We start from the raw sequence: 23,365 nt of genomic DNA, 5'->3' as shown, positions 1-23,365 counted from the left end.
CGCTTCAGATCTCTCATCAGCGGGAGGCGAATTCTACAGCGTTACACGCTGCTGTCAACACCTCTTTTTCAACTCCCTTTCGGCTTCGATGAACTGAAGCAACCTGCTGCCGAAAACTGCGTAACTCGTTGTTTACCAAGGAGTTTTCCGTTTCGACTGCGCCGGAAGTGGGGCGAATTATAGGCTTCTAGAATTCGCCGTCAACCCCTTATTTCAGCTTTATTCGGATTTGAGCGTAATACGCGCAAATGCCTTCTTCCCGGCCTGGCAAACATGGGTCGCGCCCAGTGCATATATAAAGGTGCGATCGACAACTTCACCATCTATACGCACACCACCGGAACCCAGGAGATCTCGAGCCACCGCCGAGTTCTTGACCAGTCCTGCTTTATTAAGGACAGCAGCGATCGGCATATCCTCAGCAGCAGTCAATTCGATTTCCGGCAGATCATCCGGCAGCTCGCCATCTTTCATGCGGTTACCGGCGGCACGGTGAGCATTGGCCGCAGCCTCCTCACCATGGAAGCGCGCAACGATCTCTTCAGCCAGCTTGATCTTGATGTCACGCGGATTGGCACCCGCCTCTACATCGGCACGGAACGCATTGATCTCATCCATTGAACGGAAGCTGAGCAGCTCGAAGTAACGCCACATCAGCGCATCCGGAATGGAGACCAGCTTGCCGTACATCACACCCGGCGCTTCCTGGATACCGACGTAGTTGCCCAAGGACTTGGACATTTTCTTCACGCCATCCAGACCTTCAAGCAACGGCATGGTCAAAATGCACTGGGCCTCCTGACCATAACCACGCTGCAACTCACGCCCCATCAGCAAGTTAAACTTCTGATCGGTGCCGCCGAGCTCGACATCTGCACGCAGAGCTACCGAGTCGTAACCCTGAACCAGCGGATAAAGGAACTCATGGATGGCGATTGGCTGATTGGTGGTGTAACGCTTGTCGAAGTCATCGCGCTCGAGCATGCGAGCCACGGTGTACTGCGAAGTCAGGCGAATGAAGTCGGCCGGCCCCATCTGATCCATCCAGGTGGAGTTGAATGCCACTTCGGTTTTTTCCGGATCGAGAATCTTGAACACCTGAGTCTTGTAGGTCTCGGCATTCTCGAGGACCTGCTCGCGAGTGAGCGGCGGACGCGTGGCACTCTTGCCGCTCGGATCGCCGATCATCCCGGTGAAGTCACCAATCAGGAAGATCACCTGATGCCCCAGCTCCTGGAACTGGCGCAGCTTATTGATAAGCACGGTGTGACCCAAGTGCAGATCTGGAGCGGTTGGATCGAAGCCCGCCTTAATACGTAGCGGCTGGCCACGCTTGAGCTTTTCAATCAGCTCGGACTCGACCAACAGTTCTTCCGCACCACGTTTGATCAGCGCTAGCTGCTCTTCAACCGACTTCATAACAGACCCGCAAGGCTCAGATTCAAAGGGAACCAACCATACAAGATCGCGCGTCAAATACAAGGTTTGCCCGGCGCACGGACGCCAATCCACAGACAGAGCGCCTGCGGACTTGCTTCAGAGATGATTTGGTTATATTTTATACAGTTATTTCATCTTCATCATGTCATTCATCTTTTCCAATTCATCTTTTTCAAAGTCAAAACCACTTATGACCACAGAATCGTCTAAAGCGCCGCCGCTTTACCCGAAGACCCACTTGCTTGCCGCAAGTGGCATCGCCGCCCTTCTCAGTCTGGCGCTCCTGGTATTCCCTTCCAGCGATGTCGAAGCCAAAAAGACAACCCTGAGTCTTGAACTGGAAAGCCCTGCTGAACAACTGACACAAGATCAAGACGCTGCTGACGCCGTTCAAGCCACAAATGAACCAGCAACCTCCCCCTTCGCGCAGATCGACAACAGCGCCGAAGACACTCAGGAAACCGCTCAGGCCGAACCTGTACCAGCACCTGCGCCGGTCGTCGAAGAAAAGAAGCCGGCAAGCCACAGGGAAGTGATCGTCACCAAGGGTGACACCCTCTCGACACTGTTCGAGAAGGTCGGCCTCCCGGCCACCTCAGTGCATGACGTGCTGGCCAGCGACAGGCAGGCCAAGCAGTTCAGCCAGCTCAAGCACGGGCAAAAACTCGAATTCGAACTGAGTCCTGACGGTCAGTTGACCAACCTGCACAGCAAGCTCAACGACCTCGAAAGCATCAGCCTCACCAAGAATGACAAGGGCTACACCTTCACCCGCACTACCGCGAAACCGACCGTGCGCTCCGCCTATGTACACGGCGTGATCAACAGCTCGCTGTCGCAGTCCGCAGCCCGGGCCGGCCTGTCTCACAGCCTGACCATGGACATGGCCAGTGTGTTTGGCTACGACGTGGACTTCGCCCAGGATATTCGCCAGGGCGACGAGTTCGACGTGATCTACGAGCAAAAGGTGGTCAACGGCAAGGCCGTCGGCACTGGCCCGATCCTGTCGGCGCGCTTCACCAACCGCGGCAAGACCTACACCGCCGTGCGCTACACCAACAAACAAGGCAACAGCAGCTATTACACCGCTGACGGCAACAGCATGCGCAAGGCGTTCATCCGCACACCGGTGGACTTCGCCCGCATCAGCTCGAAATTTTCCATGGGCCGCAAACACCCGATCCTGAACAAGATCCGCGCCCATAAAGGCGTCGACTACGCAGCGCCGCGCGGCACGCCGATCAAGGCTGCCGGCGATGGCAAGGTATTGCTGGCCGGCCGCCGTGGAGGCTACGGCAATACCGTAATCCTCCAGCACGGCAACACCTACACTACGCTCTACGGCCACATGCAAGGCTTCGCCAAGGGCGTGAAGACTGGCGGCACAGTGAAACAGGGCCAGGTGATTGGCTATATCGGCACCACCGGTCTCTCCACCGGCCCGCACTTGCACTATGAATTCCAGGTCAATGGCGTGCACGTTGATCCGCTGGGCCAGAAAGTAGCGATGGCCGATCCGATCTCCAAAGCAGAACGCGCGCGCTTCCTCGCGCAGAGCCAACCGCTGATGGCGCGCATGGATCAGGAAAAGTCCACCCAGCTAGCTTCGGCCAAGCGCTAAGTCATGGCGCTCTATATAGGTGTGATGTCCGGAACCAGCCTGGATGGCCTGGATATCGCACTGATCGAGCAAGCCCCGGCGATCAGACTGATCGCCTCCCACTACATCCCGATGCCCGACTCCCTGCGCGCCGAGCTGCTCGGCTTGTGCGCCAGCGGTCCGGACGAAATCGCCCGCTCCGCCATTGCCCAGCAGAACTGGGTGAAACTGGCAGCCCAAGGGATTCATGCCCTACTCGCTCAACAGCAACTGAAGCCTGACGACATTCGTGCGATTGGCAGCCATGGCCAGACCATCCGCCACGAACCGGCACGCGGTTTCACAGTGCAGATCGGCAACCCGGCCCTACTGACGGAGCTGACAGGCATCACCGTGGTCAGCGACTTCCGCAGCCGCGACGTCGCTGCCGGCGGACAGGGCGCACCACTGGTTCCCGCCTTTCACGAAGCCTTGTTTGAAGAGCGGGCCGGTAATCGCGCAGTGCTGAACGTTGGCGGTTTCAGCAACCTCAGCCTTATCGAGCCCGGCAAGCCGGTCGCCGGTTTCGACTGTGGCCCGGGCAATGTGCTGCTGGACGCCTGGATTCACCAGCAACGCGGCGACCACTTTGACCGTGACGGCCAATGGGCTGCCAGCGGCAAGGTAGAACCGGTGCTGTTGAATGCCCTGCTCAGTGATCCGTTCTTTGTGACCAAAGGCCCGAAGAGTACCGGCCGGGAAGTGTTCAACCTGCCATGGCTGACACGGCATCTGGCACAACTGCCAGCCTTCGCCGCCAAGGATGTTCAGGCGACGCTGCTTGAGCTGACCGCGCTGACCATCATCGAATCACTGCAAAGCGCCCAGGCAGACACGCAGGAACTGCTGGTCTGCGGCGGTGGCGCCCACAACACTGCCTTGATGAACCGCCTGGCCAGCCTGCTGCCAAACGCCAGCGTCAGCAGTACCGCCACTTACGGCGTGGACCCCGACTGGGTCGAAGCCATGGCCTTCGCGTGGCTGGCTCATTGCTGTCTCGAAGGCATCGCAGCCAACCGTCCGAGCGTTACCGGTGCCCGCGGCTTGCGTGTACTCGGCGCTATCTACCCCGCATAAATCCTGTACACAACAAAACGCCGCAAGGCCTTGAGGCCGTGCGGCGTTCTGTGAAACAGGTGTGCTGATCAGATCGAGAACGAAGAACCGCAGCCACAGGTAGTGGTCGCATTCGGGTTCTTGATGACGAAACGCGAACCTTCCAGACCTTCCTGGTAGTCCACCTCGGCACCTGCCAGGTACTGGAAGCTCATCGGATCGACAACCAGACTCACCCCTTCGCGCTCGACGATGGTGTCGTCATCGGCCACTTCTTCATCGAAGGTGAAGCCGTACTGAAAACCTGAACAACCGCCGCCCGTAACGAATACGCGCAGCTTCAAGCGATCATTCCCCTCTTCATCGACCAGGCTCTTCACCTTGTGCGCGGCACCGTGAGTGAATTGCAAAGCCGTGGGGGTGAAGGATTCGACGCTCATGCTGACTATCTCCCGGCGTTACGCCGTCATATTGCGTGATGACGCGCATTATCCGCTTCTCCTAGAAAAGCGGTCAACTATTGTTATGGTATATCAACCAATCCAATCGCCGGCCCGGAATGCAAAAAGGCCCGTCAGACGGGCCTTTTGCTGTGCGCGATAACGCTTACGGCAGCATGCCGGCGTGGGACAGGCCCAGACGCTCATCCAGCCCGAACAGAATGTTCATGTTCTGTACCGCCTGACCCGAAGCGCCTTTGACCAGGTTGTCGATCACCGACAGTACAACCACCAGATCGCCATCCTGAGGGCGATGCACGGCAATACGGCAGACGTTGGCGCCCCGTACACTACGAGTCTCCGGATGGCTGCCGGCCGGCATCACATCGACGAACGGCTCGTTGGCGTAACGCTTTTCAAACAACGCCTGCAGATCCACCGAGCGATCAACAACGGTTGCGTAGAGCGTGGAGTGAATGCCACGAATCATCGGCGTCAGGTGCGGAACGAAGGTCAGGCCGACGTCCTTGCCTGCTGCACGACGCAGCCCCTGGCGAATCTCCGGCAGGTGACGGTGACCTTTCACCGCATAGGCCTTCATGCTTTCCGACGTCTCGGAGTACAGCGAGCCTACGGAAGCACCTCGACCGGCACCGCTGACGCCGGACTTGCAGTCAGCAATCAGATGCGCAGCATCGGCCAGGCCTGCTTCGAGCAATGGCAGGAAACCCAATTGCGTTGCAGTCGGGTAGCAGCCCGGCACGGCAATCAGGCGCGCTTTCTTGATCTGTTCGCGATTGACTTCCGGCAAGCCATAGACCGCCTCGTCCAGCAACTCCGGTGCACCGTGCGGCTGGCCATACCACTTGGCCCATTCATCCGCGTCTTGCAGACGGAAGTCGGCCGACAGGTCGATGACCTTGGTCCCGGCCGCCAGCAACTCGCCAGCCAAGGCATGGGCAACACCGTGCGGTGTGGCGAAGAACACCACATCGCAGGCACCCAGGGTCTTGATGTCCGGAACGCTGAACGCCAGGCCGTCGTAATGGCCTCGCAGGTTCGGGTACATGTCGGCCACAGCAAGGCCAGCCTCGGATCGGGAAGTGATGACAACCACCTCAGCTTGCGGATGTTGCGCCAACAGACGCAGCAGTTCGACACCGGTGTAACCCGTGCCGCCGACGATACCGACCTTGACCATAAACCTGCCCTCAACGAACCCACTGGAAAGCCGTCGATAATAGGGGCCGCGCGGCCCTGCGACAACCGTCAAGGTGACGTGCGGACGCTCAAGCCTCTACTATTCGGGTTACCGTGAATTGGGGGAATGACTAAAATGCTCTATCTGTGGCTCAAAGCGTTTCATATCGTCAGCGTCGTGTGCTGGTTTGCCGGGCTGTTCTACCTGCCACGACTGTTCGTTTATCACGCACAAAGTGAAGACACGATCAGCAAGGAACGCTTCAGCGTCATGGAGCGCAAGCTGTACCGGGGCATCATGGGCCCGGCGATGATCGCCACGCTGATCTTCGGCGGCTGGCTCGTCTACCTCAATCCAGGCATCTTCAGCCAGGGTGGCTGGATTCACGCCAAACTGACCCTGGTCGTGCTGCTGATCGGCTACCACCACATGTGCGGCGCCCAGGTAAAACGTTTTGCCCGTGGCGAGAACACCCGCAGCCATGTCTTTTATCGCTGGTTCAATGAAGTGCCGGTTCTGATATTGCTGGCTATCGTAATTCTGGTCGTCGTTCGGCCGTTCTAAATCCAACAGGCACCACTCACCGGGGTACTTCCAATGTCGCTGCCCGCTCTGCTCGAACAACGTTTGCGCCTGCCTGTGGTGGCGGCGCCGATGTTCCTGATTTCCAATCCACAATTGGTACTCGCCTGCTGTCGCCAGGGCGTGGTCGGCAGCTTCCCGGCGCTGAACCAGCGCGAAAGTAGCGGTTTCAAGGCCTGGCTGGAAGAAATCGAAGCCGGACTGGCGACAATGGAAAACCCCGCGCCTTATGCCGTGAACCTGATCGTCCATAACAGCAATCCACGTTTACAGGCGGATCTTGAGATCTGCGTCGAACACAAAGTGCCGATCGTGATCACCAGCCTCGGTGCCGTGAAAGAACTGGTCGACGCGGTGCACAGCTACGGCGGCCTGGTGTTCCATGATGTGACAACTCGTCGTCATGCCGAGAAAGCGGCCGAAGCCGGCGTGGATGGCTTGATCGCCGTGGCTGCCGGCGCCGGTGGGCACGCAGGGACCTGGAGCCCGTTCTCGCTGATTGCCGAAATCCGCCAGTTCTTCGACAAAACCCTGTTGCTGGCCGGTTGCCTGAACCACGGCCACGAAATTCTTGCCGCTCAATTGCTCGGCGCGGATTTGGCCTACTTCGGTACACGATTTATCGGCACGACCGAAAGTCACGCGCCCGACGCCTACAAAGAAATGCTGCTGACATCCAAAGCGGCAGACATCATCCATACTCCAGCGGTGTCAGGTGTCCCCGCGAGTTTCATGCGCCAGAGCCTGGAGGCCGCCGGTTTCGACCTGTCCGCCTTGCAAGGCAAGGGCGAGATCAACTTCGGTTCCAAGCTCAAACCCGTGAGCGATGAGGCCAAAGCCTGGAAGACCGTTTGGTCTGCAGGCCAGGGCGTGGGAGAAATCGAAGACTTGCCGAGTGTCGAGCAGTTGATTGCACGCCTCGACGCGGAGTACCGCCAAGCCCTGGAGCATGCCGCCCGGTTGCCCAAACGCTGGCCGCGCTGACAGCAAATCTTGGCCAGTCTTGCCCGGCTGGTCTTACACTCACCTGGGCACTACATTCTTCTTTCAACCTCTCGCGACAAGGATGCCTCGCAATGGGCGAAAATCATTTCAAGATCGTATTCGAGGGTGGCTTGCTACCCGGTGTCGACATCACCACGGCAAAGCTCAATCTCGCCGAGCTGTTCAAAAGCGATGTCGCAGCCATCGAGCGTTTATTCGCCGGGCGTCCGGTAGCGCTCAAACGCAACCTGTCGCAAGCCGATGCCCAGACCTATCTCCAGGCGCTGAGCAAAACCGGTATCGACGCCCGCATCGAAGCCGAAACGCCGATCGAGCTGAACCTCGCCGACGTGCATGACCATGCTCCGGCCGGCAGCCAGGCGTCTTTTGCAGATCCGCAGTCCCCTTACGCGCCGCCTCGCGCACCGGTCGGCGAGGCCGTGGCGGAATTCGCCACGCTCAAGCCCTTCAGTTTCGATGGCCGTATCGGCCGCTTGCGTTACCTCGCCTGGACGCTGGTGCTGTCAACTGTGCTCCTGGCCGTTTGCGGGGTGTTTGCCTTGGTCGCCCTGGCTCTCATCGGCGCGGATTCGACCGCCGGCCTGATATTGGCCAGCTTGCTGGCCTTGATCCTCTTCGTCGGATTTATCTATGTCAGCATCCAGATCACTGTTCAACGCTTGCACGATGTCGGCTGGTCCGGCTGGTTGTGGCTGCTGAACCTGGTGCCGTTCGTTGGCAGTTTCTTTCCGCTCGTGATCATGGTCGTGCCGGGCAACGACACCGCCAACCGCTACGGTCCGCCGCCTCCGCCGAACAGTACCGCGGTCAAGGTATTGTCTTCGCTGTGGCTGATCGTTATCGCGCTGGTTCTTTTCGGCTCGCTGGCCGGCGGTCTCACGGCGATACGGGAAGGATACGAAAACGCCGCCCAGAGCAGCTACGAAAGCAGTTCGGTCACCACCGATGAAATCGACGTCGAGGTCGAACCGCTACCAAATTCCACCAACGATGCAGCCGAAGAGGCCCAGCCCCCTGTAGACTCTGCGAAAGAATGAACAGCGCTCCTGGCCCGTGACACCTGCGTCGCGGCGCGGAGCTGTTGCGATGGAGAACTGCATGACCCGTTACGCTCTGATCACCGGCGCCTCCAGCGGTATCGGCCTGGCAATGGCCGAAGCGCTGGCCCGGCGCGGCCGCAGCCTGATTCTGGTGGCCCGACAACGTGATCAGCTGGAAAGTATTGCGATTGAACTGACCCAAAGGTTCGGCGTGGAAGTGCTGTTCCGTGCCTGTGACCTGGGCGAACCGCTGCGCCTGTCCGGGTTCCTGCTGGAGCTGGAAGAAGGCGACCGGCAGATCGATCTGTTGGTCAACTGCGCCGGTATCGGCACATGCGGCCCGTTTCTGGCCCAGGACTGGATGACCGAGCAAGACCTGATCGAAGTGAATATCCTCGCCCTCACCCGCCTGTGCCATGCCATCGGCAACAGCATGGCCCTGCAAGGCGGCGGGCAAATTCTGAATGTGGCCTCGGTGGCGGCGTTTCAACCCGGGCCATGGATGAGCACGTACTACGCCAGCAAGGCGTATGTGCTGCACTTTTCCGAAGGATTGCGCGTCGAGCTGAAAAAGTGTGCGATCAAGGTTTCGGTGCTCTGCCCCGGGCCGACTCGAACGGCGTTTTTCCGTACCGCGCAACTCGACAGTGAAAAACTGACCAACAGCAAACTGCTGATGAGCCCCGAGGAAGTGGCGCTCTACACCGTGCGCGCACTGGAAAAGAATAAAGCGATCATCATTCCCGGGCGGCGCAACCGCTGGTTCGCCTTCCTGCCGCGGCTCGGCTCGCGCTGGCTGACTCGCACAATCGCCGGCATGGTCAACAAGGCCTACTGCCCGCGCTGATCCAACCCAAGGTAAAAGGCTGGGCGCTGGCATACGCCATGAGTACACTCAGGCCAGCCCAAACAACGGAGAAAACAGCTGTGGATACTCTGTTCACCAAGATCATCAACCGGGAAATCCCGGCGAAGATCATTTACGAGGACGACCAGGTACTGGCCTTCCACGATATCGCCCCGCAGGCACCGGTGCATTTTCTGGTCGTTCCGAAGAAGCCGGTGCGCACCCTCAACGACCTCACAGAGGACGACAAGGCACTGGCCGGACACATTCTGTTCACCGCCCAGCGCCTGGCACTGGAACTGGGCTGCGAAAAAGGTTTCCGCGTCGTCATGAACTGCAATGAAGAAGGCGGGCAAACCGTCTACCACATTCATATGCACGTGCTGGGTCAGCGCCAGATGCACTGGCCGCCGGGCTGATTGCGCCAAACCCTGTGGAAGCGGCTCACAGCCGCCTCCACAATTGGCATCACAACACTGTCACAGCCTCTGCATCACAATGACCCAGCGCAAACCTTCCCCGGCCGATTGGGTTAAACTGGCCGCCGAAATTCCCCCCGGAGGTCAGCATGACTACCCAACGTCACTACTCGCCGATTGACCGCCTGCTGCTGCAAGCCGATGCCGCGATGCGCACCCTGCTGCCCTTCAGCGGCCAGCCGTACCGCCCGTCGCCCGCCATCGTGCAGCCGGATGCAAAAATGAGCGACGAAGACACGCGCCACGTTGCCGGCCTGATGCGCATCAACCATACCGGCGAAGTCTGCGCCCAGGCGTTGTACCAGGGACAGGCGCTGACCGCCAAGCTGCCGCAAGTGCGTGCTGCGATGGAGCATGCCGCCGAAGAAGAAATCGATCACCTGGTCTGGTGCGAACAACGCATCCATCAACTGGGTAGCCATACCAGCATCCTCAACCCGCTGTTCTATGGCATGTCGTTCGGGATTGGTGCAGTGGCCGGCCTGATCAGCGACAAAGTCAGCCTGGGGTTCGTGGCGGCAACGGAAGACCAGGTGTGCAAACACCTGAACGAACATCTGGAGCAATTGCCGGCCGAGGACGAAAAATCCCGGGCGATTCTTGAGCAGATGCGCATCGATGAAGAACAGCATGCCGAAAGTGCACTGGATGCCGGCGGGTTCCGCTTTCCGGCACCGGTGAAGTTCGGGATGAGCCTGATGGCCAAGGTAATGACCAAGAGTACTTATCGGATCTGACTCCGTTTTTTGTAGGAGCGAGCTTGCTCCGGGCGGCGTTCCGACGAAGGACGTCAACGATAACGCGTGTTTTCTGGACAAACGTGTCGCCCTCAGGTCCATCGCGAGCAAGCTCGCTCCTACAAGAGCCAGAATAAAAAAAGGCGACTGCCGTGAGGGAGTCGCCTTTTTTGTGCCCGAGAATCTTACGCCATGTTGCGCGCGTAGAAGATTTCGAGCATTTCGTGTTTCACCCGCTCGGTCACCTGGGCGCGTTGCTCAGAGGACAGATTGCTGGTGGCGTCGCCGAACAGGTAGTTATCCAGTTCGAAGTTCTTCAGCAGCATCTTGGTGTGGAACAGGTTTTCCTGGTACACGTTCACGTCGGTCATCTGGTACGCGTCGTAAGTGTCGTCGGAGAGGTAGTTCTGGATCGAATTGATCTCGTGGTCGATGAAGTGCTTTTTGCCTTCAACGTCACGGGTGAAGCCGCGCACACGGTAATCCACGGTCACGATGTCCGAATCGAACTGGTGAATCAGGAAATTGAGTGCTTTAAGCGGTGAAATGACCCCGCAAGTCGACACGTCGATGTCCACACGGAAGGTTGCAATACCGCTGACCGGATGGATTTCCGGGTAGGTGTGCACCGTGATGTGGCTCTTGTCGAGGTGGGCCAGAATGATTTCGGGCAGTGGGCCCGGAGACTCTTCGATCTGACTGTCGGTCGGGGTTACCGGCTCTTCCGAGATCAGGATCGTGACGCTGGCGCCCTGCGGCTCATAGTCCTGACTGGCAATGTTCAGGATGTTGGCACCAATGATATCGACAACTTCCGTGAGGATCTGCGTCAGGCGTTTCGCGTTGTACTCTTTATTGATGTACTCGACGTAAGCCTGCTGGTCTTGCGGGGTTTCCGCGTAGCAGATGTCATAGATGTTGAAGCTCAAGGTCTTTGTCAGGTTATTGAACCCGTGGAGCTTGAGTTTGCTTTTCACCGTTAAAAACTCTCTATGTGTTTGCGGCCCGGCCGCGTGATCAAGCATGCCCGTCAGATGCGAACAACGCACCTGCGTAGGACGGTTAACACCTCTTCGCGATGGCGATTTTGGTTGTCTGTTCGGATGCGAGGCCTGTCGGCTGACGGGCCACTACCCTGAAAAAAGTGGCGCATTATGCAGACGTCAGCTTGTGTTCGCCAGAGTCTGCACTGCTTTTATGATAGTTGAATGTCGATTCAACCGAGCTCGATGATCTTGTAGTCGTGGGTAATTGCCACGCCGGCCGCGCCGAGCATGATCGAGGCCGAGCAATACTTCTCGGCAGACAGCTCGATGGCGCGTTTGACCTGTGCTTCTTTCAGGCCGCGGCCCTTGACCACAAAGTGCATGTGGATCCTGGTGAACACCTTTGGATCTTCGGTCGCACGCTCGGCTTCGAGGAAGGCTTCACAGCTTTCGACCGCCTGGCGGGATTTCTTGAGAATGCTGACCACATCGAAATTGCTGCAACCGCCGACACCCAGCAGCAGCATTTCCATCGGCCGGACACCCAGGTTGCGTCCGCCAGCATCGGGCGGACCGTCCATGACCACGACATGACCGCTACCGGATTCGCCGAGGAACATGGCTTCGCCAGCCCATTGGATGCGTGCCTTCATCGCCAAGACTCCACTGTATAAAAAAGGGTCGCCAGCTTAGCACAGGCCCCGTGATTGACAGCGCCCGGCGTCCTGGGACATATCCAACTGCCTTGTAGGTAAATGCTCGAATATTGCAGGACGTGTCTGTTAAGCTGACGCCAATTCTATGGCGCATAGCCAGCTTTACTCCAGCGTTCACTATTTATAAAAACCAAACATACCGTGCAGTTTTTTCGGGATACAACCATGGTTGCTATTGCCCCCAACTCCAAGATCAAGAACCTCGACAAGCTGTTGATGCATTGCCAGCGCCGCCGTTATCAGGCCAAGAGCAACATCATTTGTGCCGGCGACCGCTCGGAAACGCTGTTCTTCATCATCAAAGGCTCCGTCACCATCCTGATCGAAGATGACGATGGCCGGGAAATGATCATTTCCTACCTGAACGCCGGGGACTTTTTCGGCGAGCTGGGCCTGTTTGAGCAAGCCGGCCTGGAGCAGGAGCGCAGCGCCTGGGTGCGGGCCAAGGTTGAATGCGAAGTCGCGGAAATCAGCTACGCGAAATTCCGCGAATTGTCCCTGCAGGATCCGGACATTCTTTACGTCCTCAGCGGACAAATCGCACAGCGCCTGCGTAACACCACGCGCAAGGTCGGTGACCTGGCCTTCTTTGACGTGACCGGTCGAGTCGCCCGCTGTCTGCTGGAGCTGTGCAAACAGCCAGACGCCATGACGCACCCCGACGGCATGCAAATCAAGGTGACCCGTCAGGAAATCGGGCGAATTGTCGGTTGTTCGCGGGAGATGGTCGGTCGCGTGCTCAAGGATCTGGAAGAGCGCAACCTGGTGGACGTCAAAGGCAAAACCATGGTGGTCTTCGGTACGCGATAAGCTCGAAAACCTAGCCGCTGAACATCTGCACCAGCATCAACCGGTAGAGTTCGTCGAGGCGCGCCAGGGCATCGTGCGCCGCGAACTTCTCATGCAACGCGATGTGGCTTTCGGCACGTACACGTTGTTCCAGACTGCAGGCCTCGTTGAAACGATTGACCGCGGCGACCATCGACTCTCTCTCGTTATCGATCAGCATCGCCCCGTGCACCAGTCCTACCGCACGCTGCCCCCCCTGGCTTTGGCGCCAGCGCTGGGCGGTACCGACCATCTTGCGTCCATCGAGGTTGACGTTGAAGCGACCGTCACAGAAAGCGCCTTCGATTTCACCCAGGGACGACGTACCACCCAACTCATCCAGCAACTGACAGATTGGATCGCATAGACGCCGGTAACCGGTCTCGATGCGATTCAGATCCCCTTCGCTGCGTGGTGGCGCATATACCAATGCGATATTGATCGTTGAGGCCGATTGCGGCACCGGCTCGCCACCGGTTTCACGCAACAGCACTGGCCAACCCGCCGCCGCTGACACTTCGCTGGCGGCTTCAAAACCGGGCAAGCGGTTCAAACGGCGTGGCATGACCAGCGCCCGATCGCTCGGCTGCCAGAACAGCAGGCCGGACTCCGCGTCGCCGGCACAGACCGACGCTAGCAAATCCTGTTCAGCTTGCAGGCCGGCTTCGATGGTCAGGGAAATAGGTAAGGTCATAAGGTATTCCGTAGGACATAAAGTCTGTGGTGCTTCTTATGCCGCTATCGCGAGCAATCTCGCTCACACATTTGATCCCGGCAGCCCATGGATTTTGTGGCCGCCATCAACCCCTGTGGGAGCGAGCTTGCTCGCGATGCTTTTTAGTCGAGGGTCGAGCCGCTGACGGGAATGCCGCGCTCAGGGAAGAACAGACGCTGCAACTCGGCACCCGGGCTTTCGGCGCGCATGAACGCCTCGCCGACCAGGAACGCGTAGACGTCGCTGATTTCCATCAGTTCGACATCGGCGCGGTTGAGAATGCCGCTCTCGGTGATGACCAGTCGATCGCGCGGAATACGCGGCAACAGGTCGAGGGTGGTTTCCAGGCTGACGTCGAAGGTGTGCAGGTTGCGGTTGTTGATGCCGACCAGCGGAGTGTCGAGGGTTTTCAACGCCCGCTCCAGTTCGTCGCCGTCGTGGACTTCCACCAACACATCGAGGTTGACGCTTTTGGCCACGGCTGCCAGTTCGGCCATTTTCACGTCATCCAGCGCGGAAACGATCAACAGCACGCAGTCGGCACCCAAGGCACGGGCTTCGACGATCTGGTATGGATCAATCATGAAGTCCTTGCGGATCACCGGCAGCTGGCAAGCCGCGCGGGCCTGCTGCAGGTAGGCGTCAGCGCCCTGGAAATAATCGATATCGGTGAGTACTGACAGACAGGTCGCGCCGCCCTTCTCGTAGCTCCTGGCGATGTCGGCGGGAACGAAGTTCTCGCGGATCACGCCTTTGCTCGGCGAGGCTTTCTTGATTTCGGCAATGACGGCCGGTTGCTTCAGCTTGGCCTGAGCCAGCAAGGCCTTGGCAAAACCACGGGGTGCATCGGCCGCCTTGGCCAGGTTTTCCAGCTCGGCGAGGCTTACGCGAGCGCTACGCTCGGCGACTTCTTCGACCTTGCGCGCCAGAATCTTTTCCAGAACCGTCGGTACACTCATCCCTCATTCTCCACTTTGAATACCGCGGTAAATGCACCCAGTTCCTCGAGCTTTTCTCGAGCGAGGCCGGTGTGCAGCGCATCGTGCGCCAAGGCAACGCCTTCTTTCAGGCTGCTGGCATGGTCGGCCGCGTAGAGTGCGGCACCGGCATTGAGCATGATCATCTCGGCCGCTTTCTGACCGTTCTCGGTCTTGCGCTTGCCCAGGGCATCGCGAATCAGTTCAAGAGAAGCCGCCGGGCTATCCACCGCCAGGCCATGCAGGCTTTGGCTCTTCATGCCCAGGTCTTCCGGCTCGACCCAATACTCGGTGACCTGGCCATCCTTCAGCTCAGCGACAAACGTCGGCGCGGCCAGGCTGAATTCATCCAGGCCATCCTTCGAATGCACCACCAATACATGCTTGCTGCCCATACGCTGCAAGACTTCCGCCAGCGGCCGGCACAAGGCCTGGGTGAACACGCCTACCACCTGATGCTTCACACCGGCCGGATTCGTAAGCGGGCCGAGCATGTTGAACAAGGTACGCAAGCCCAGATCCCGGCGCGGACCGGCGGCGTATTTCATCGCAGAGTGATGGGTCTGGGCAAACATGAAACCAATACCAACGTTGTCAATGCAGCGCGCCACCTGCACCGGCGTCAGGTTCAGGTAGATACCGGCCGCCTCCAGCAGGTCGGCGCTGCCGCTCTTGCCCGAGACTGCACGATTGCCGTGCTTGGCCACGGTGCAGCCAGCAGCGGCAACCACGAACGCAGCAGCGGTCGACACGTTGAAGATATTGGCACCGTCGCCTCCGGTGCCCACCACATCGACCACTCCGTCGAGGGTCTTGAGCTCGACTTTGTCCGCCAGCTCGCGCATCACCGACACTGCGCCGACGATTTCGTCGATGCTTTCGCTCTTCATGCGCATGGCCATCATGAACGCGCCTATCTGCGCGTCCGAGCATTGCCCGGTCATGATTTCGCGCATGACATCGCGCATTTCATCGGTGCTGAGGTCGAGGTGCTCGACGATACGGCTCAGGGCTGTCTTGATGTTCATGAAAAGTCCTTAGCGCGTGCCGCCGGTTTGTTTGAGGAAGTTGGCGAACAGTTCGTGGCCCTGTTCGGTGAGGATCGACTCAGGGTGGAACTGCACGCCTTCGATGTTCAGAGTCTTGTGACGCAGGCCCATGATCTCGTCGACCGAGCCGTCTTCGAGCTGGGTCCAGGCGGTCAGTTCCAGGCAATCTGGCAAGGTTTCGCGCTTGACGATCAATGAATGATAGCGGGTCACCGTCAGCGGACGATTCAGGCCTGCGAATACCCCCTTGTCCTCGTGGAATACCGGGCTAGTCTTACCGTGCATCACTTGACGGGCGCGCACCACATCACCGCCAAAGGCCTGGCCGATGGACTGATGGCCGAGGCAGACGCCAAGAATCGGCAGTTTGCCGGCGAAATGCTTGATCGCTTCAATCGAAATGCCGGCTTCGGTCGGGGTGCAAGGACCGGGGGACACAACGATGCGCTCAGGGTTGAGGGCTTCGATTTCAGCGATGGTCAATTCATCGTTGCGCACGACTTTGACCTGGGAGCCGAGCTCGCCCAGGTACTGCACAACGTTGTAGGTAAAGGAGTCGTAGTTATCGATCATCAGCAACATGGCGTATAGAACCTCTTGAATTCACTGACTTTGAAGATGGCCTTCGAATGATTGACCCGCAGGGCGCTGCGCTTTGTCAGGTGCCGGTGTAGCGCCAGCAAAGCGGCATTTCAAACAGGTAAAGAAGGCAAAGCGATACAGGTCCGGCGAGGCCGGCAAAAGAATTCAGGCGCGCCAACGCCAGCGGGCGTGTGCCTTGATGACTTGATCCAGGAGTTTACTGATGATCAACACGGGGAAGGTCTCGTTCGTACGTCCCGGCACAGTAACTTAGCTGGGCAGAGCGTGCAATATCACCGGGGGTACTGCCCGCGAAACTATCAAAGGCTTCGCGACAGATGGCAAAAGGCCGGAAGTTTTTGGTACTGTCGTTTCGTTCACTAAAACAATAAATAAACGGACTTGCACATGATCAAACAGTCGTTGTTTGTACCGCTCGCAGGATGCTTGCTCGCGATGGCATGCGCCCAGGCGAACGCCGCACCTAATCCTTATACAAGTTTCATTGTCTTCGGGGACAGCCTCAACGATGCAGGGACCTTTACCGACACGGGCGGGCCTGCCGGAGCGACGCAGCGTTACACCAACCGGACCGGGCCGGTTTACCTGGATGGCAGCGGCGAAGTCCGCTCGCTCAACGCCACGCAGATCCTGGGTGGAAAACTGGGGTATTCACCGGACCAGACGGCATCCTCTGCTTCAGCCGTTCGCGCCAACGAAGGCCTGCCTGATGGTAATAACTGGGCTGTAGGCGGCTATCGTACCGACCAGATTCTTGATTCGATTACCAGCATCTCCGCCACCGGCGAACGCACCCGGGCCGGCTATCTTCCGTCCAATAACTTCCGTGCCGACCCGAATGCACTGTATTACCTGTCCGGTGGCGGTAACGACTTCCTGCAAGGTCGCGTCACCAGCCTGCCCCAGGCCAGTGCCGCCGCCGACCGCCTGGCCGACAGCGTGCAGACACTGCAAACCGCCGGCGCCAAATACATCATGGTCTGGCTGCTGCCGGATATCGGCTTTACCCCGGCGTTCAACGGCACCCCACTGCAAGCGTTCACGTCCCAACTCAGCGCCCAGTTCAACACTGAACTGGTAAGCCGACTGCAAAACATCAACGCCGAAGTCATTCCGCTCAACATTCCGGTACTGCTCAAAGAGACGTTCGCCAACCCGGCGCAGTTTGGCCTGGCCACCGACCAGAACCTCATCGCCACCTGCTTCAGCGGCAACGGTTGCACCGAGAACGCCCGCTACGGCATCAACAGCGCCACGCCGGACCCGACCAAGCTGATCTACAACGACTCGGTGCACCCCACCGAAGCCGGGCAGCGTCTGATTGCCGATTACGCCTATTCCCTGCTGGCGGCGCCGTGGGAGCTGACCTTGCTGCCGGAGATGGCCCAGGGCACCGTGCGTGCGCATCAGGACGAATTGCGCAATCAGTGGCTGGCCGACTGGGAAAACTGGCAAGGCGTCGGCCAATGGCGAGCCATTGTTTCCGGCGGCGGACAGCATCAGGACTTTGACGGTCAGGACAGCGTGGCAAGCGCCGACGGCAACGGAGCCAACTTGAACATCGGCGGCAGCTATCGTCTCGACGATGCCTGGCGTGTTGGCCTGGTGGCCGGTTTCTATAACCAGAAACTCGAAGCCGGCAACAACGACTCCGACTACAAGCTCAACACTTACCTGGGCACGGCATTCGCCCAGTATCAGCAAAACCGTGTGTGGGCTGATGCGGCGTTGACGGCCGGGCATCTGGATTACGACAGCCTCAAGCGTAAATTCCAGCTGGGCGTCAACGAACGCGGCGAAAAAGGCGATACCAGCGGCTACGTCGAAGCCTTCAGCGCACGCGTGGGTTACGACATTGCGCAACAAGCCAGCAGCCCCTGGCACCTGTCGCCGTTTGTCAGCGCCGACTTCTCCAAGGTGCAAGTCGATGGTTACTCGGAGGATGGCAACGATTCCACGGCGCTGACCTTCGCCGATCAGGAGCGTATTTCCCGGCGTCTGGGGGCTGGCCTGCAGGGCAAATACCAGATCACCCCGCAAACCCAGGTATTCGGCGAAGCGGCAATCGAACGTGAGTACAACGACGATACCCAGGACGTGGACATCAACCTCAACAGCCTGCCAAACAACCAGTTCACACTGGAAGGCTACACCCCGCAAAGTCACTTGCAACGTGTGAACCTGGGGGTGAGCCACAACCTCACCAAGGACCTGGCACTGCGCGCCAGCTACAACATCCGCAAGGACGACGACTTCACCCAACAGGGCATCAACGTAGGTGTTGCGCTGGACTTCTGATGTGCAGCCAATAAAAAACGCGGCGCCCTCTCAGGCGCCGCGTTTTTTTGGTGTCCGCAAATCCCCTGTAGGAGCTAGCTTGCTAGCTCCTACAGTAGGTTTTGCGTGGATCAGGTATTCGGGGTCTGTTCTGCCAGGGCAACGGCGCGGAACATCGCGCGACGCTTGTTCAGGGTTTCTTCCCATTCCAGTGCCGGCACCGAGTCGGCAACGATGCCGCCACCAGCCTGCACATGCAGTTCGCCGTTCTTGATCACTGCCGTGCGGATCGCAATGGCGGTGTCCATGTTGCCGTTCCAGGCGAAGTAACCGACTGCACCGCCGTAGACGCCACGCTTGACCGGCTCCAGTTCGTCGATGATTTCCATCGCGCGAATCTTCGGTGCGCCGGACAAGGTGCCCGCCGGCAGGATCGCCCGCAGTGCGTCCATGGCCGTCAGCCCGGCTTTCAGTTGCCCGGTGACGTTGGACACGATGTGCATCACGTTGGAGTAACGCTCGATGACCATCTTCTCGGTGAGCTTCACCGAGCCGATTTCCGATACGCGACCGGTGTCGTTGCGGCCGAGGTCGATCAGCATCAAGTGTTCGGCGATTTCCTTGTCGTCCGACAGCAGGTCTTTTTCCAGCGCCAGGTCAGCCTCTTCGTTGGCGCCTCGCGGACGGGTACCGGCAATCGGGCGGACGGTGATCAGGTTGTCTTCGACCCGCACCAGCACTTCCGGCGAACTGCCGACGACGTGGAAGTCGCCGAAGTTGAAGAAGTACATGTAAGGCGTCGGGTTGAAGCAGCGCAGCGCGCGATACAGATCGATCGGCGCCGCCTTGAAGTCGATCGACATGCGCTGGGACGGCACGACCTGCATGCAGTCACCGGCCAGGATATATTCCTTGATGGTATCGACGGCTTTTTCGTAATCGCTCTGGGTGAAGCTGGAGCGGAACACCGGGTCAGCCGATTGTTGCTTGCTGAAATCCAGGCCACGGCGTGGAGTGATCGGCTGACGGAGTTTTTCCAGCAGCTCTTCCAGGCGCGCACGACCTTGTTCGAAGGCGTCTTCCTGCGCCGGGTCGGCCAGGACGATAGCGTGCATCTTGCCGGCCAGGTTGTCGAACACCACCACCGCGTCGGACACCATCAGCAGAATGTCCGGGACGCCCAACGGGTCCGGATTCGGGCATTTGCCCAGGCGTTTCTCGACATAACGCACGCAGTCATAGCCGAAGTAACCCACCAGGCCGCCGTTGAAACGCGGCAAGCCGGCAATGGTCGGCACGTTGTAGCGAGCCTTGAACGCTTCGACAAAGGCCAACGGGTCTTCCACGTCGTGGCTTTCGGTCTCGACACCATCGACGGTCACGCTGACGTGATGATCATGAACCCGCAGCACGGTACGGCACGGCAGGCCGATGATCGAGTAACGGCCCCACTTCTCGCCGCCCTGTACGGACTCCAGCAAGTAGGAATTGGGCTCGTCAGCCAGCTTCAGGTAGATCGACAGCGGCGTGTCGAAGTCGGCCAGGGTTTCGCAGGCAAGCGGGATGCGGTTGTAGCCGGCAGCGGCCAAACGCAGGAATTCTTCGCGGATCATGAGGTGCCTCGTGGCTTGAGGGTCGAACAGTCAGGTATGCAAACGCGCCGGGAACCGGCCAGGATCAAGTCAGGCGCGCCAACGCCAGCGGGCCAGGGCCTTGATGACTTTCATCCAGAGTTTGCGAGTGACCACCACGATGGCGTTTCCAGAAGGGGGTTTGACAGCGTCGGCCAACGTTATCTCAGCGGCCGGATCCAGGCAACCGGGAATTAGTTTGCGCAGGTCATCGATCACCAGTGCCGGCGATTCTTCCGCGATCGGCCGGCCGTGGTTATAGCCGTAGCTCAGGGCCACGCACTTGACCCCCGCCGCTTTCGCCGCCAGCACATCGCTGCGCGAATCGCCGACGAACAACGACTGCGAAGCCGGAATGTTGGCCATTTTCATCACGAAAAACAGCGCGGCCGGATCGGGCTTTTTCTGTGGCAGAGTGTCGCCGCCGATGATCCAGCGGAAATAACGGCCGATTTTCATCTGATCCAACAGCGGCGCGACGAAACGCTCCGGCTTGTTGGTGATCAGCGCCATCTCGACGCCCTGCTTTTTCAGCCATTTGAGGGTGTCACGCACGCCTGGGTAAACCACGGTCAACTCATGGCTCTCGCCATAAGCCTGCATGAAATACTCCAGCGCCCGTTCGGCTTCATGGTCATCGACCGCCGAATGATCGATAGCACCAGCCAGCGCACGGCGCACCAGCACCGGCGCGCCGTTGCCGACCCATTCGCGTACCGCGTCCAGACCGGCGGGCTTGCGACCGAGTTTGAGCAGCATCTTGTCCACAGCCACTGCCAGGTCCGGGACCGAGTCGATCAAGGTACCGTCCAGATCGAACATCACCAGCCGCGGCAGTTGCCCCGGGAACAACTGCTCAAAACCACTCATGGGCGGGCCAGCGCCAGTTCGGAGCGCATCTTGTCGATGACTTCCTGATAATTCGGCGCATTGAAGATGGCCGAGCCGGCGACGAAAGTGTCGGCACCGGCCGCCGCGATTTCGCGGATGTTGTTCACGTTCACGCCACCGTCGATTTCCAGGCGAATGTCACGGCCCGACGCATCGATCAACGCCCGCGCTTCGCGCAGCTTGTCGAGGGTACCTGGGATGAACTTCTGCCCGCCGAAGCCCGGGTTGACGCTCATCAACAGGATCATGTCGACCTTGTCCATCACGTACTTGAGCACGTCCAGCGGGGTCGCCGGGTTGAACACCAGGCCCGACTTGCAGCCGCCTTCGCGGATCATCTGCAGGGAGCGGTCGACGTGCTGGGTAGCTTCCGGGTGGAAGGTGATGTAGGTCGCGCCGGCTTCAATGAAGTCGCCGACGATGCGGTCCACCGGGCTGACCATCAGGTGCGCGTCGATCGGCGCGGTCACGCCGTACTTGCGCAGCGCCGAGCAGACCATCGGGCCGATGGTCAGGTTCGGCACGTAATGGTTGTCCATGACATCGAAGTGCACGAAGTCGGCGCCGGCGGCCAGGACGTTGTCCACTTCTTCACCCAGGCGGGCGAAGTCGGCGGAGAGAATCGACGGAGCAATTACGAAGGGCTGCATGACGCACCTTTTCTGAGCAGAATCACGATGGCGCGCATTGTATACCTCATGCTTTGACGCGCGCACCGTGAGCGCGATGATTGGACCTTGCCATCATCCATCGACGGCAATTGCCCTAGTACGCCGCGCGATAGATTTTTTCGATATCGACGGCACTCAATTTGCGCGGATTGTTGCGCATCAAGCGCTCGATCCCCGCCGCTTCCACGGCCATGGACAGGATGGCGTCCTCGGGCACACCGAAACTGCGCAGGCCTTGGGGAATTTCAACGGCGGCACACAGTTCGGACATGGCTTGCACGGCTTTGTCGGCCGCTTCGTTGATGCTCAAGTGAGCGGTCTTCACGCCCATGGCCTCGGCAATATCCTGCATGCGTTCGATGCAGGCCATCTTGTTCCAGGTCATGACATGGGGCAGTAGCAAGGCATTACTGACGCCATGGGCAATGTTGAAGCGCCCGCCCAGCGGATACGCCAGCGCATGCACCGCGCCAACCCCGGCATTGCCGAACGCCATGCCGGCCATCAGGCTGGCAGTGGCCATGTCTTCCCGGGCTTGCAGGTTCGACGGGTTGGCGTAGGCCTTGGGCAAAGCCTTGGCGATCAACTTGATGGCGCCGATGGCCAGGGCATCGGTGATCGGCGAGGCGTTGACCGACAGATAGGACTCGATGGCATGCACCAGCGCATCGACGCCGCTGGCCGCCGTGACGCTGCGCGGACAGGTCAGGGTCATTTGCGGACTGACCAGCGCCACATCAGGCAACAGGTAGTCGCTGACAATGCCCTTCTTCAGTTGCGCGAGCTTGTCGGAAAGGATGGCGACGTTGGTCACTTCCGAGCCGGTGCCGGCGGTGGTCGGGATGGCGATCAGCGGCGGGCCCTTGCGCGGGACCTGATCGATACCGAACAGATCCTCCAGCGCACCGTGGTACCCGGCGTAGGCCGCCACGCTCTTGGCAATGTCGATGGCACTGCCGCCGCCAAGGCCGATCAAGCCGTCATGCCCACCGTCGCGATAAGCCTGCATGCAATCTTCGACGATGGCGATTTCGGGGTCCGGGAGCACCCGGTCGAAAATCTCGTAACTGCGTTCGCCCAACTGCGCCAGTGCCAGTTCTACCGTGCCGGACTTGACCAGGGCGGCGTCGGTGACGATCAGCGGGTTGTCGATGTCCAGACGCCTCAGCTCGGCAGACAGCTGCTCGATGGCACCTGCGCCGGTGATCAGTTTGTGAGCGATTTTGAAAGAGGAAAGACTCATATGCGCAGCCTCTTATAGGTAGGGGAGCTGGGCACAATAGTAGCTGGGGATTGGGGTTTGTCTGCCATTCAGGAGGTGAATGACCGGACCTCCCGAAAACTACCAAAAACACTTGTAGGAGCGAGCCTGCTCGCGATGAACCTGAGAGCGCCGCGGGGTGTCAGGTTTCCCGCGTTATCGTTGACGTTCATCGCGAGCAAGCTCGCTCCTACAGGGGATTGATGTGAAGCTTTAAACCTGCGCAGTACGCAGCTTCTCGCTCCGCCCACGCAGCCACTCCAGGGTCAGCAGCAGGATCACCGAGAAAGCAAT

Annotated in this window: 24 protein-coding genes; 10 read left to right on the top strand and 14 right to left on the bottom strand. The window is 59.2% G+C overall.

The genetic code is table 11. From position 1 onward, the window contains the following. Window positions 1–219 precede the first annotated feature (219 nt). Window positions 220–1,419 carry a tyrosine--tRNA ligase gene (tyrS, locus tag BSF44_RS27310; protein WP_095946123.1) on the bottom strand — a complete coding sequence of 400 codons (1,200 nt, stop codon included), beginning with the start codon at window positions 1,417–1,419 and terminating at the stop codon, window positions 220–222. Between the two features lie 211 nt (window positions 1,420–1,630). Here tyrS and BSF44_RS27305 point away from each other — a divergent pair, with 211 nt between their 5' ends. Together BSF44_RS27305 and BSF44_RS27300 are read left to right on the top strand one after the other, a co-directional pair. Further along, the gene (locus BSF44_RS27305) at window positions 1,631–3,061 is read left to right on the top strand and encodes a peptidoglycan DD-metalloendopeptidase family protein (RefSeq protein ID WP_095946122.1); all 1,431 of its coding nucleotides are present in this window, start codon (window positions 1,631–1,633) and stop codon (window positions 3,059–3,061) included. 3 nt (window positions 3,062–3,064) lie between these two features. Then, the gene (locus BSF44_RS27300; protein WP_095946121.1) at window positions 3,065–4,156 is read left to right on the top strand and encodes an anhydro-N-acetylmuramic acid kinase; all 1,092 of its coding nucleotides are present in this window, start codon (window positions 3,065–3,067) and stop codon (window positions 4,154–4,156) included. A gap of 68 nt (window positions 4,157–4,224) precedes the next feature. Here BSF44_RS27300 and erpA read toward each other — a convergent pair whose 3' ends face one another. Both erpA and argC read right to left on the bottom strand, forming a co-directional pair. After that, on the bottom strand, window positions 4,225–4,575 hold the full coding sequence (gene erpA, locus BSF44_RS27295; RefSeq protein WP_007906865.1) for an iron-sulfur cluster insertion protein ErpA: 351 nt from the start codon (window positions 4,573–4,575) through the stop codon (window positions 4,225–4,227). 166 nt (window positions 4,576–4,741) lie between these two features. Next, a complete protein-coding gene (gene argC / locus BSF44_RS27290; RefSeq protein ID WP_007980174.1) occupies window positions 4,742–5,776 on the bottom strand; it encodes an N-acetyl-gamma-glutamyl-phosphate reductase in 1,035 nt (344 codons plus the stop codon). A 135-nt stretch (window positions 5,777–5,911) separates the two neighbouring features. Between argC and hemJ the strand changes: the two genes are divergently transcribed. The 6 genes from hemJ (at window position 5,912) to coq7 (ending at window position 10,466) form a co-directional block, all read left to right on the top strand. After that, a complete protein-coding gene (gene hemJ / locus BSF44_RS27285) occupies window positions 5,912–6,340 on the top strand; it encodes a protoporphyrinogen oxidase HemJ (RefSeq protein WP_095946120.1) in 429 nt (142 codons plus the stop codon). 33 nt (window positions 6,341–6,373) lie between these two features. After that, complete coding sequence (locus BSF44_RS27280) at window positions 6,374–7,342, top strand: nitronate monooxygenase family protein (RefSeq protein ID WP_095946119.1); 969 nt, start codon at window positions 6,374–6,376, stop codon at window positions 7,340–7,342. Between the two features lie 92 nt (window positions 7,343–7,434). Beyond that, window positions 7,435–8,400 carry a DUF805 domain-containing protein gene (locus BSF44_RS27275; RefSeq protein WP_095946118.1) on the top strand — a complete coding sequence of 322 codons (966 nt, stop codon included), beginning with the start codon at window positions 7,435–7,437 and terminating at the stop codon, window positions 8,398–8,400. A gap of 61 nt (window positions 8,401–8,461) precedes the next feature. Beyond that, the gene (locus BSF44_RS27270; protein WP_032829767.1) at window positions 8,462–9,250 is read left to right on the top strand and encodes an SDR family oxidoreductase; all 789 of its coding nucleotides are present in this window, start codon (window positions 8,462–8,464) and stop codon (window positions 9,248–9,250) included. Window positions 9,251–9,330: 80 nt separating this feature from the next. Then, window positions 9,331–9,669: a histidine triad nucleotide-binding protein gene (locus BSF44_RS27265; protein ID WP_007986008.1), complete on the top strand. Its 339-nt coding sequence runs from the start codon at window positions 9,331–9,333 to the stop codon at window positions 9,667–9,669. 149 nt (window positions 9,670–9,818) lie between these two features. Beyond that, window positions 9,819–10,466 (top strand): 2-polyprenyl-3-methyl-6-methoxy-1,4-benzoquinone monooxygenase, encoded by a 648-nt coding sequence (gene coq7, locus BSF44_RS27260; RefSeq protein WP_008051652.1) that lies wholly within the window; start codon window positions 9,819–9,821, stop codon window positions 10,464–10,466. 185 nt (window positions 10,467–10,651) lie between these two features. Here the strand turns inward: coq7 and speD are convergent, their stop codons facing one another. Then, window positions 10,652–11,443, bottom strand: coding sequence for an adenosylmethionine decarboxylase (gene speD / locus BSF44_RS27255; protein ID WP_007986012.1), 792 nt, complete (start codon window positions 11,441–11,443; stop codon window positions 10,652–10,654). Window positions 11,444–11,682: 239 nt separating this feature from the next. After that, entirely contained in the window at window positions 11,683–12,105 is a 423-nt protein-coding gene (locus BSF44_RS27250) for an OsmC family protein (protein ID WP_095946117.1), read from the bottom strand. Between the two features lie 228 nt (window positions 12,106–12,333). On the opposite strand from BSF44_RS27250, the gene crp reads away from it, so the two are divergent. Then, on the top strand, window positions 12,334–12,978 hold the full coding sequence (gene crp / locus BSF44_RS27245; protein WP_008051651.1) for a cAMP-activated global transcriptional regulator CRP: 645 nt from the start codon (window positions 12,334–12,336) through the stop codon (window positions 12,976–12,978). Window positions 12,979–12,988: 10 nt separating this feature from the next. Here the strand turns inward: crp and BSF44_RS30445 are convergent, their stop codons facing one another. From BSF44_RS30445 to BSF44_RS27225, 4 genes are all read right to left on the bottom strand, one after another. Further along, the gene (locus BSF44_RS30445; RefSeq protein ID WP_095946116.1) at window positions 12,989–13,690 is read right to left on the bottom strand and encodes a lipoate--protein ligase family protein; all 702 of its coding nucleotides are present in this window, start codon (window positions 13,688–13,690) and stop codon (window positions 12,989–12,991) included. Window positions 13,691–13,833: 143 nt separating this feature from the next. Then, complete coding sequence (trpC, locus tag BSF44_RS27235) at window positions 13,834–14,670, bottom strand: indole-3-glycerol phosphate synthase TrpC (protein WP_095946115.1); 837 nt, start codon at window positions 14,668–14,670, stop codon at window positions 13,834–13,836. Continuing rightward, window positions 14,667–15,716, bottom strand: coding sequence for an anthranilate phosphoribosyltransferase (gene trpD, locus BSF44_RS27230; RefSeq protein WP_095946114.1), 1,050 nt, complete (start codon window positions 15,714–15,716; stop codon window positions 14,667–14,669). Before trpD ends, trpC begins: the two co-directional genes overlap by 4 nt. A 9-nt stretch (window positions 15,717–15,725) precedes the next feature. Then, window positions 15,726–16,319: an aminodeoxychorismate/anthranilate synthase component II gene (locus BSF44_RS27225; protein ID WP_007980194.1), complete on the bottom strand. Its 594-nt coding sequence runs from the start codon at window positions 16,317–16,319 to the stop codon at window positions 15,726–15,728. 408 nt (window positions 16,320–16,727) lie between these two features. Between BSF44_RS27225 and estP the strand changes: the two genes are divergently transcribed. Further along, window positions 16,728–18,638 carry an esterase EstP gene (gene estP / locus BSF44_RS27220; RefSeq protein WP_095946113.1) on the top strand — a complete coding sequence of 637 codons (1,911 nt, stop codon included), beginning with the start codon at window positions 16,728–16,730 and terminating at the stop codon, window positions 18,636–18,638. A gap of 110 nt (window positions 18,639–18,748) precedes the next feature. Here estP and trpE read toward each other — a convergent pair whose 3' ends face one another. From trpE to BSF44_RS30880, 5 genes are all read right to left on the bottom strand, one after another. Beyond that, complete coding sequence (gene trpE / locus BSF44_RS27215) at window positions 18,749–20,230, bottom strand: anthranilate synthase component I (protein ID WP_008051644.1); 1,482 nt, start codon at window positions 20,228–20,230, stop codon at window positions 18,749–18,751. Window positions 20,231–20,299: 69 nt separating this feature from the next. Continuing rightward, window positions 20,300–21,118, bottom strand: a complete 819-nt coding sequence (locus BSF44_RS27210) for a phosphoglycolate phosphatase (RefSeq protein ID WP_095946112.1) — start codon at window positions 21,116–21,118, stop codon at window positions 20,300–20,302. Continuing rightward, window positions 21,115–21,789 (bottom strand): ribulose-phosphate 3-epimerase, encoded by a 675-nt coding sequence (rpe, locus tag BSF44_RS27205; RefSeq protein WP_095946111.1) that lies wholly within the window; start codon window positions 21,787–21,789, stop codon window positions 21,115–21,117. Before rpe ends, BSF44_RS27210 begins: the two co-directional genes overlap by 4 nt. A 115-nt stretch (window positions 21,790–21,904) precedes the next feature. Then, complete coding sequence (locus BSF44_RS27200; RefSeq protein ID WP_095946110.1) at window positions 21,905–23,053, bottom strand: iron-containing alcohol dehydrogenase; 1,149 nt, start codon at window positions 23,051–23,053, stop codon at window positions 21,905–21,907. 231 nt (window positions 23,054–23,284) lie between these two features. Next, on the bottom strand, window positions 23,285–23,365 hold an 81-nt coding region (locus BSF44_RS30880), incomplete at its 5' end, for a hypothetical protein (RefSeq protein ID WP_256589171.1).

It is taken from the genome of Pseudomonas sp. ACN8, from assembly GCF_002303925.1.
Taxonomy (GTDB): domain Bacteria; phylum Pseudomonadota; class Gammaproteobacteria; order Pseudomonadales; family Pseudomonadaceae; genus Aquipseudomonas.
This window is presented reverse-complemented; position numbering and strand designations above follow the sequence as displayed.

What these genes read in the sequence shown, in the direction of transcription:
- hemJ (WP_095946120.1), top strand. Translation starts at nt 5,912, where the DNA reads ATGCTCTATCTGTGGCTCAAAGCGTTTCATATCGTCAGCGTCGTGTGC.
- BSF44_RS27300 (WP_095946121.1), top strand. Translation starts at nt 3,065, where the DNA reads ATGGCGCTCTATATAGGTGTGATGTCCGGAACCAGCCTGGATGGCCTG.
- argC (WP_007980174.1), bottom strand. Translation starts at nt 5,776, where the DNA reads ATGGTCAAGGTCGGTATCGTCGGCGGCACGGGTTACACCGGTGTCGAA.
- tyrS (WP_095946123.1), bottom strand. Translation starts at nt 1,419, where the DNA reads ATGAAGTCGGTTGAAGAGCAGCTAGCGCTGATCAAACGTGGTGCGGAA.
- BSF44_RS27225 (WP_007980194.1), bottom strand. Translation starts at nt 16,319, where the DNA reads ATGTTGCTGATGATCGATAACTACGACTCCTTTACCTACAACGTTGTG.
- BSF44_RS27250 (WP_095946117.1), bottom strand. Translation starts at nt 12,105, where the DNA reads ATGAAGGCACGCATCCAATGGGCTGGCGAAGCCATGTTCCTCGGCGAA.
- trpC (WP_095946115.1), bottom strand. Translation starts at nt 14,670, where the DNA reads ATGAGTGTACCGACGGTTCTGGAAAAGATTCTGGCGCGCAAGGTCGAA.
- BSF44_RS27280 (WP_095946119.1), top strand. Translation starts at nt 6,374, where the DNA reads ATGTCGCTGCCCGCTCTGCTCGAACAACGTTTGCGCCTGCCTGTGGTG.
- BSF44_RS30445 (WP_095946116.1), bottom strand. Translation starts at nt 13,690, where the DNA reads ATGACCTTACCTATTTCCCTGACCATCGAAGCCGGCCTGCAAGCTGAA.
- BSF44_RS27210 (WP_095946112.1), bottom strand. Translation starts at nt 21,118, where the DNA reads ATGAGTGGTTTTGAGCAGTTGTTCCCGGGGCAACTGCCGCGGCTGGTG.
- BSF44_RS27305 (WP_095946122.1), top strand. Translation starts at nt 1,631, where the DNA reads ATGACCACAGAATCGTCTAAAGCGCCGCCGCTTTACCCGAAGACCCAC.
- BSF44_RS27270 (WP_032829767.1), top strand. Translation starts at nt 8,462, where the DNA reads ATGACCCGTTACGCTCTGATCACCGGCGCCTCCAGCGGTATCGGCCTG.
- BSF44_RS27275 (WP_095946118.1), top strand. Translation starts at nt 7,435, where the DNA reads ATGGGCGAAAATCATTTCAAGATCGTATTCGAGGGTGGCTTGCTACCC.
- estP (WP_095946113.1), top strand. Translation starts at nt 16,728, where the DNA reads ATGATCAAACAGTCGTTGTTTGTACCGCTCGCAGGATGCTTGCTCGCG.
- trpE (WP_008051644.1), bottom strand. Translation starts at nt 20,230, where the DNA reads ATGATCCGCGAAGAATTCCTGCGTTTGGCCGCTGCCGGCTACAACCGC.
- BSF44_RS27200 (WP_095946110.1), bottom strand. Translation starts at nt 23,053, where the DNA reads ATGAGTCTTTCCTCTTTCAAAATCGCTCACAAACTGATCACCGGCGCA.
- erpA (WP_007906865.1), bottom strand. Translation starts at nt 4,575, where the DNA reads ATGAGCGTCGAATCCTTCACCCCCACGGCTTTGCAATTCACTCACGGT.
- coq7 (WP_008051652.1), top strand. Translation starts at nt 9,819, where the DNA reads ATGACTACCCAACGTCACTACTCGCCGATTGACCGCCTGCTGCTGCAA.
- crp (WP_008051651.1), top strand. Translation starts at nt 12,334, where the DNA reads ATGGTTGCTATTGCCCCCAACTCCAAGATCAAGAACCTCGACAAGCTG.
- trpD (WP_095946114.1), bottom strand. Translation starts at nt 15,716, where the DNA reads ATGAACATCAAGACAGCCCTGAGCCGTATCGTCGAGCACCTCGACCTC.
- rpe (WP_095946111.1), bottom strand. Translation starts at nt 21,789, where the DNA reads ATGCAGCCCTTCGTAATTGCTCCGTCGATTCTCTCCGCCGACTTCGCC.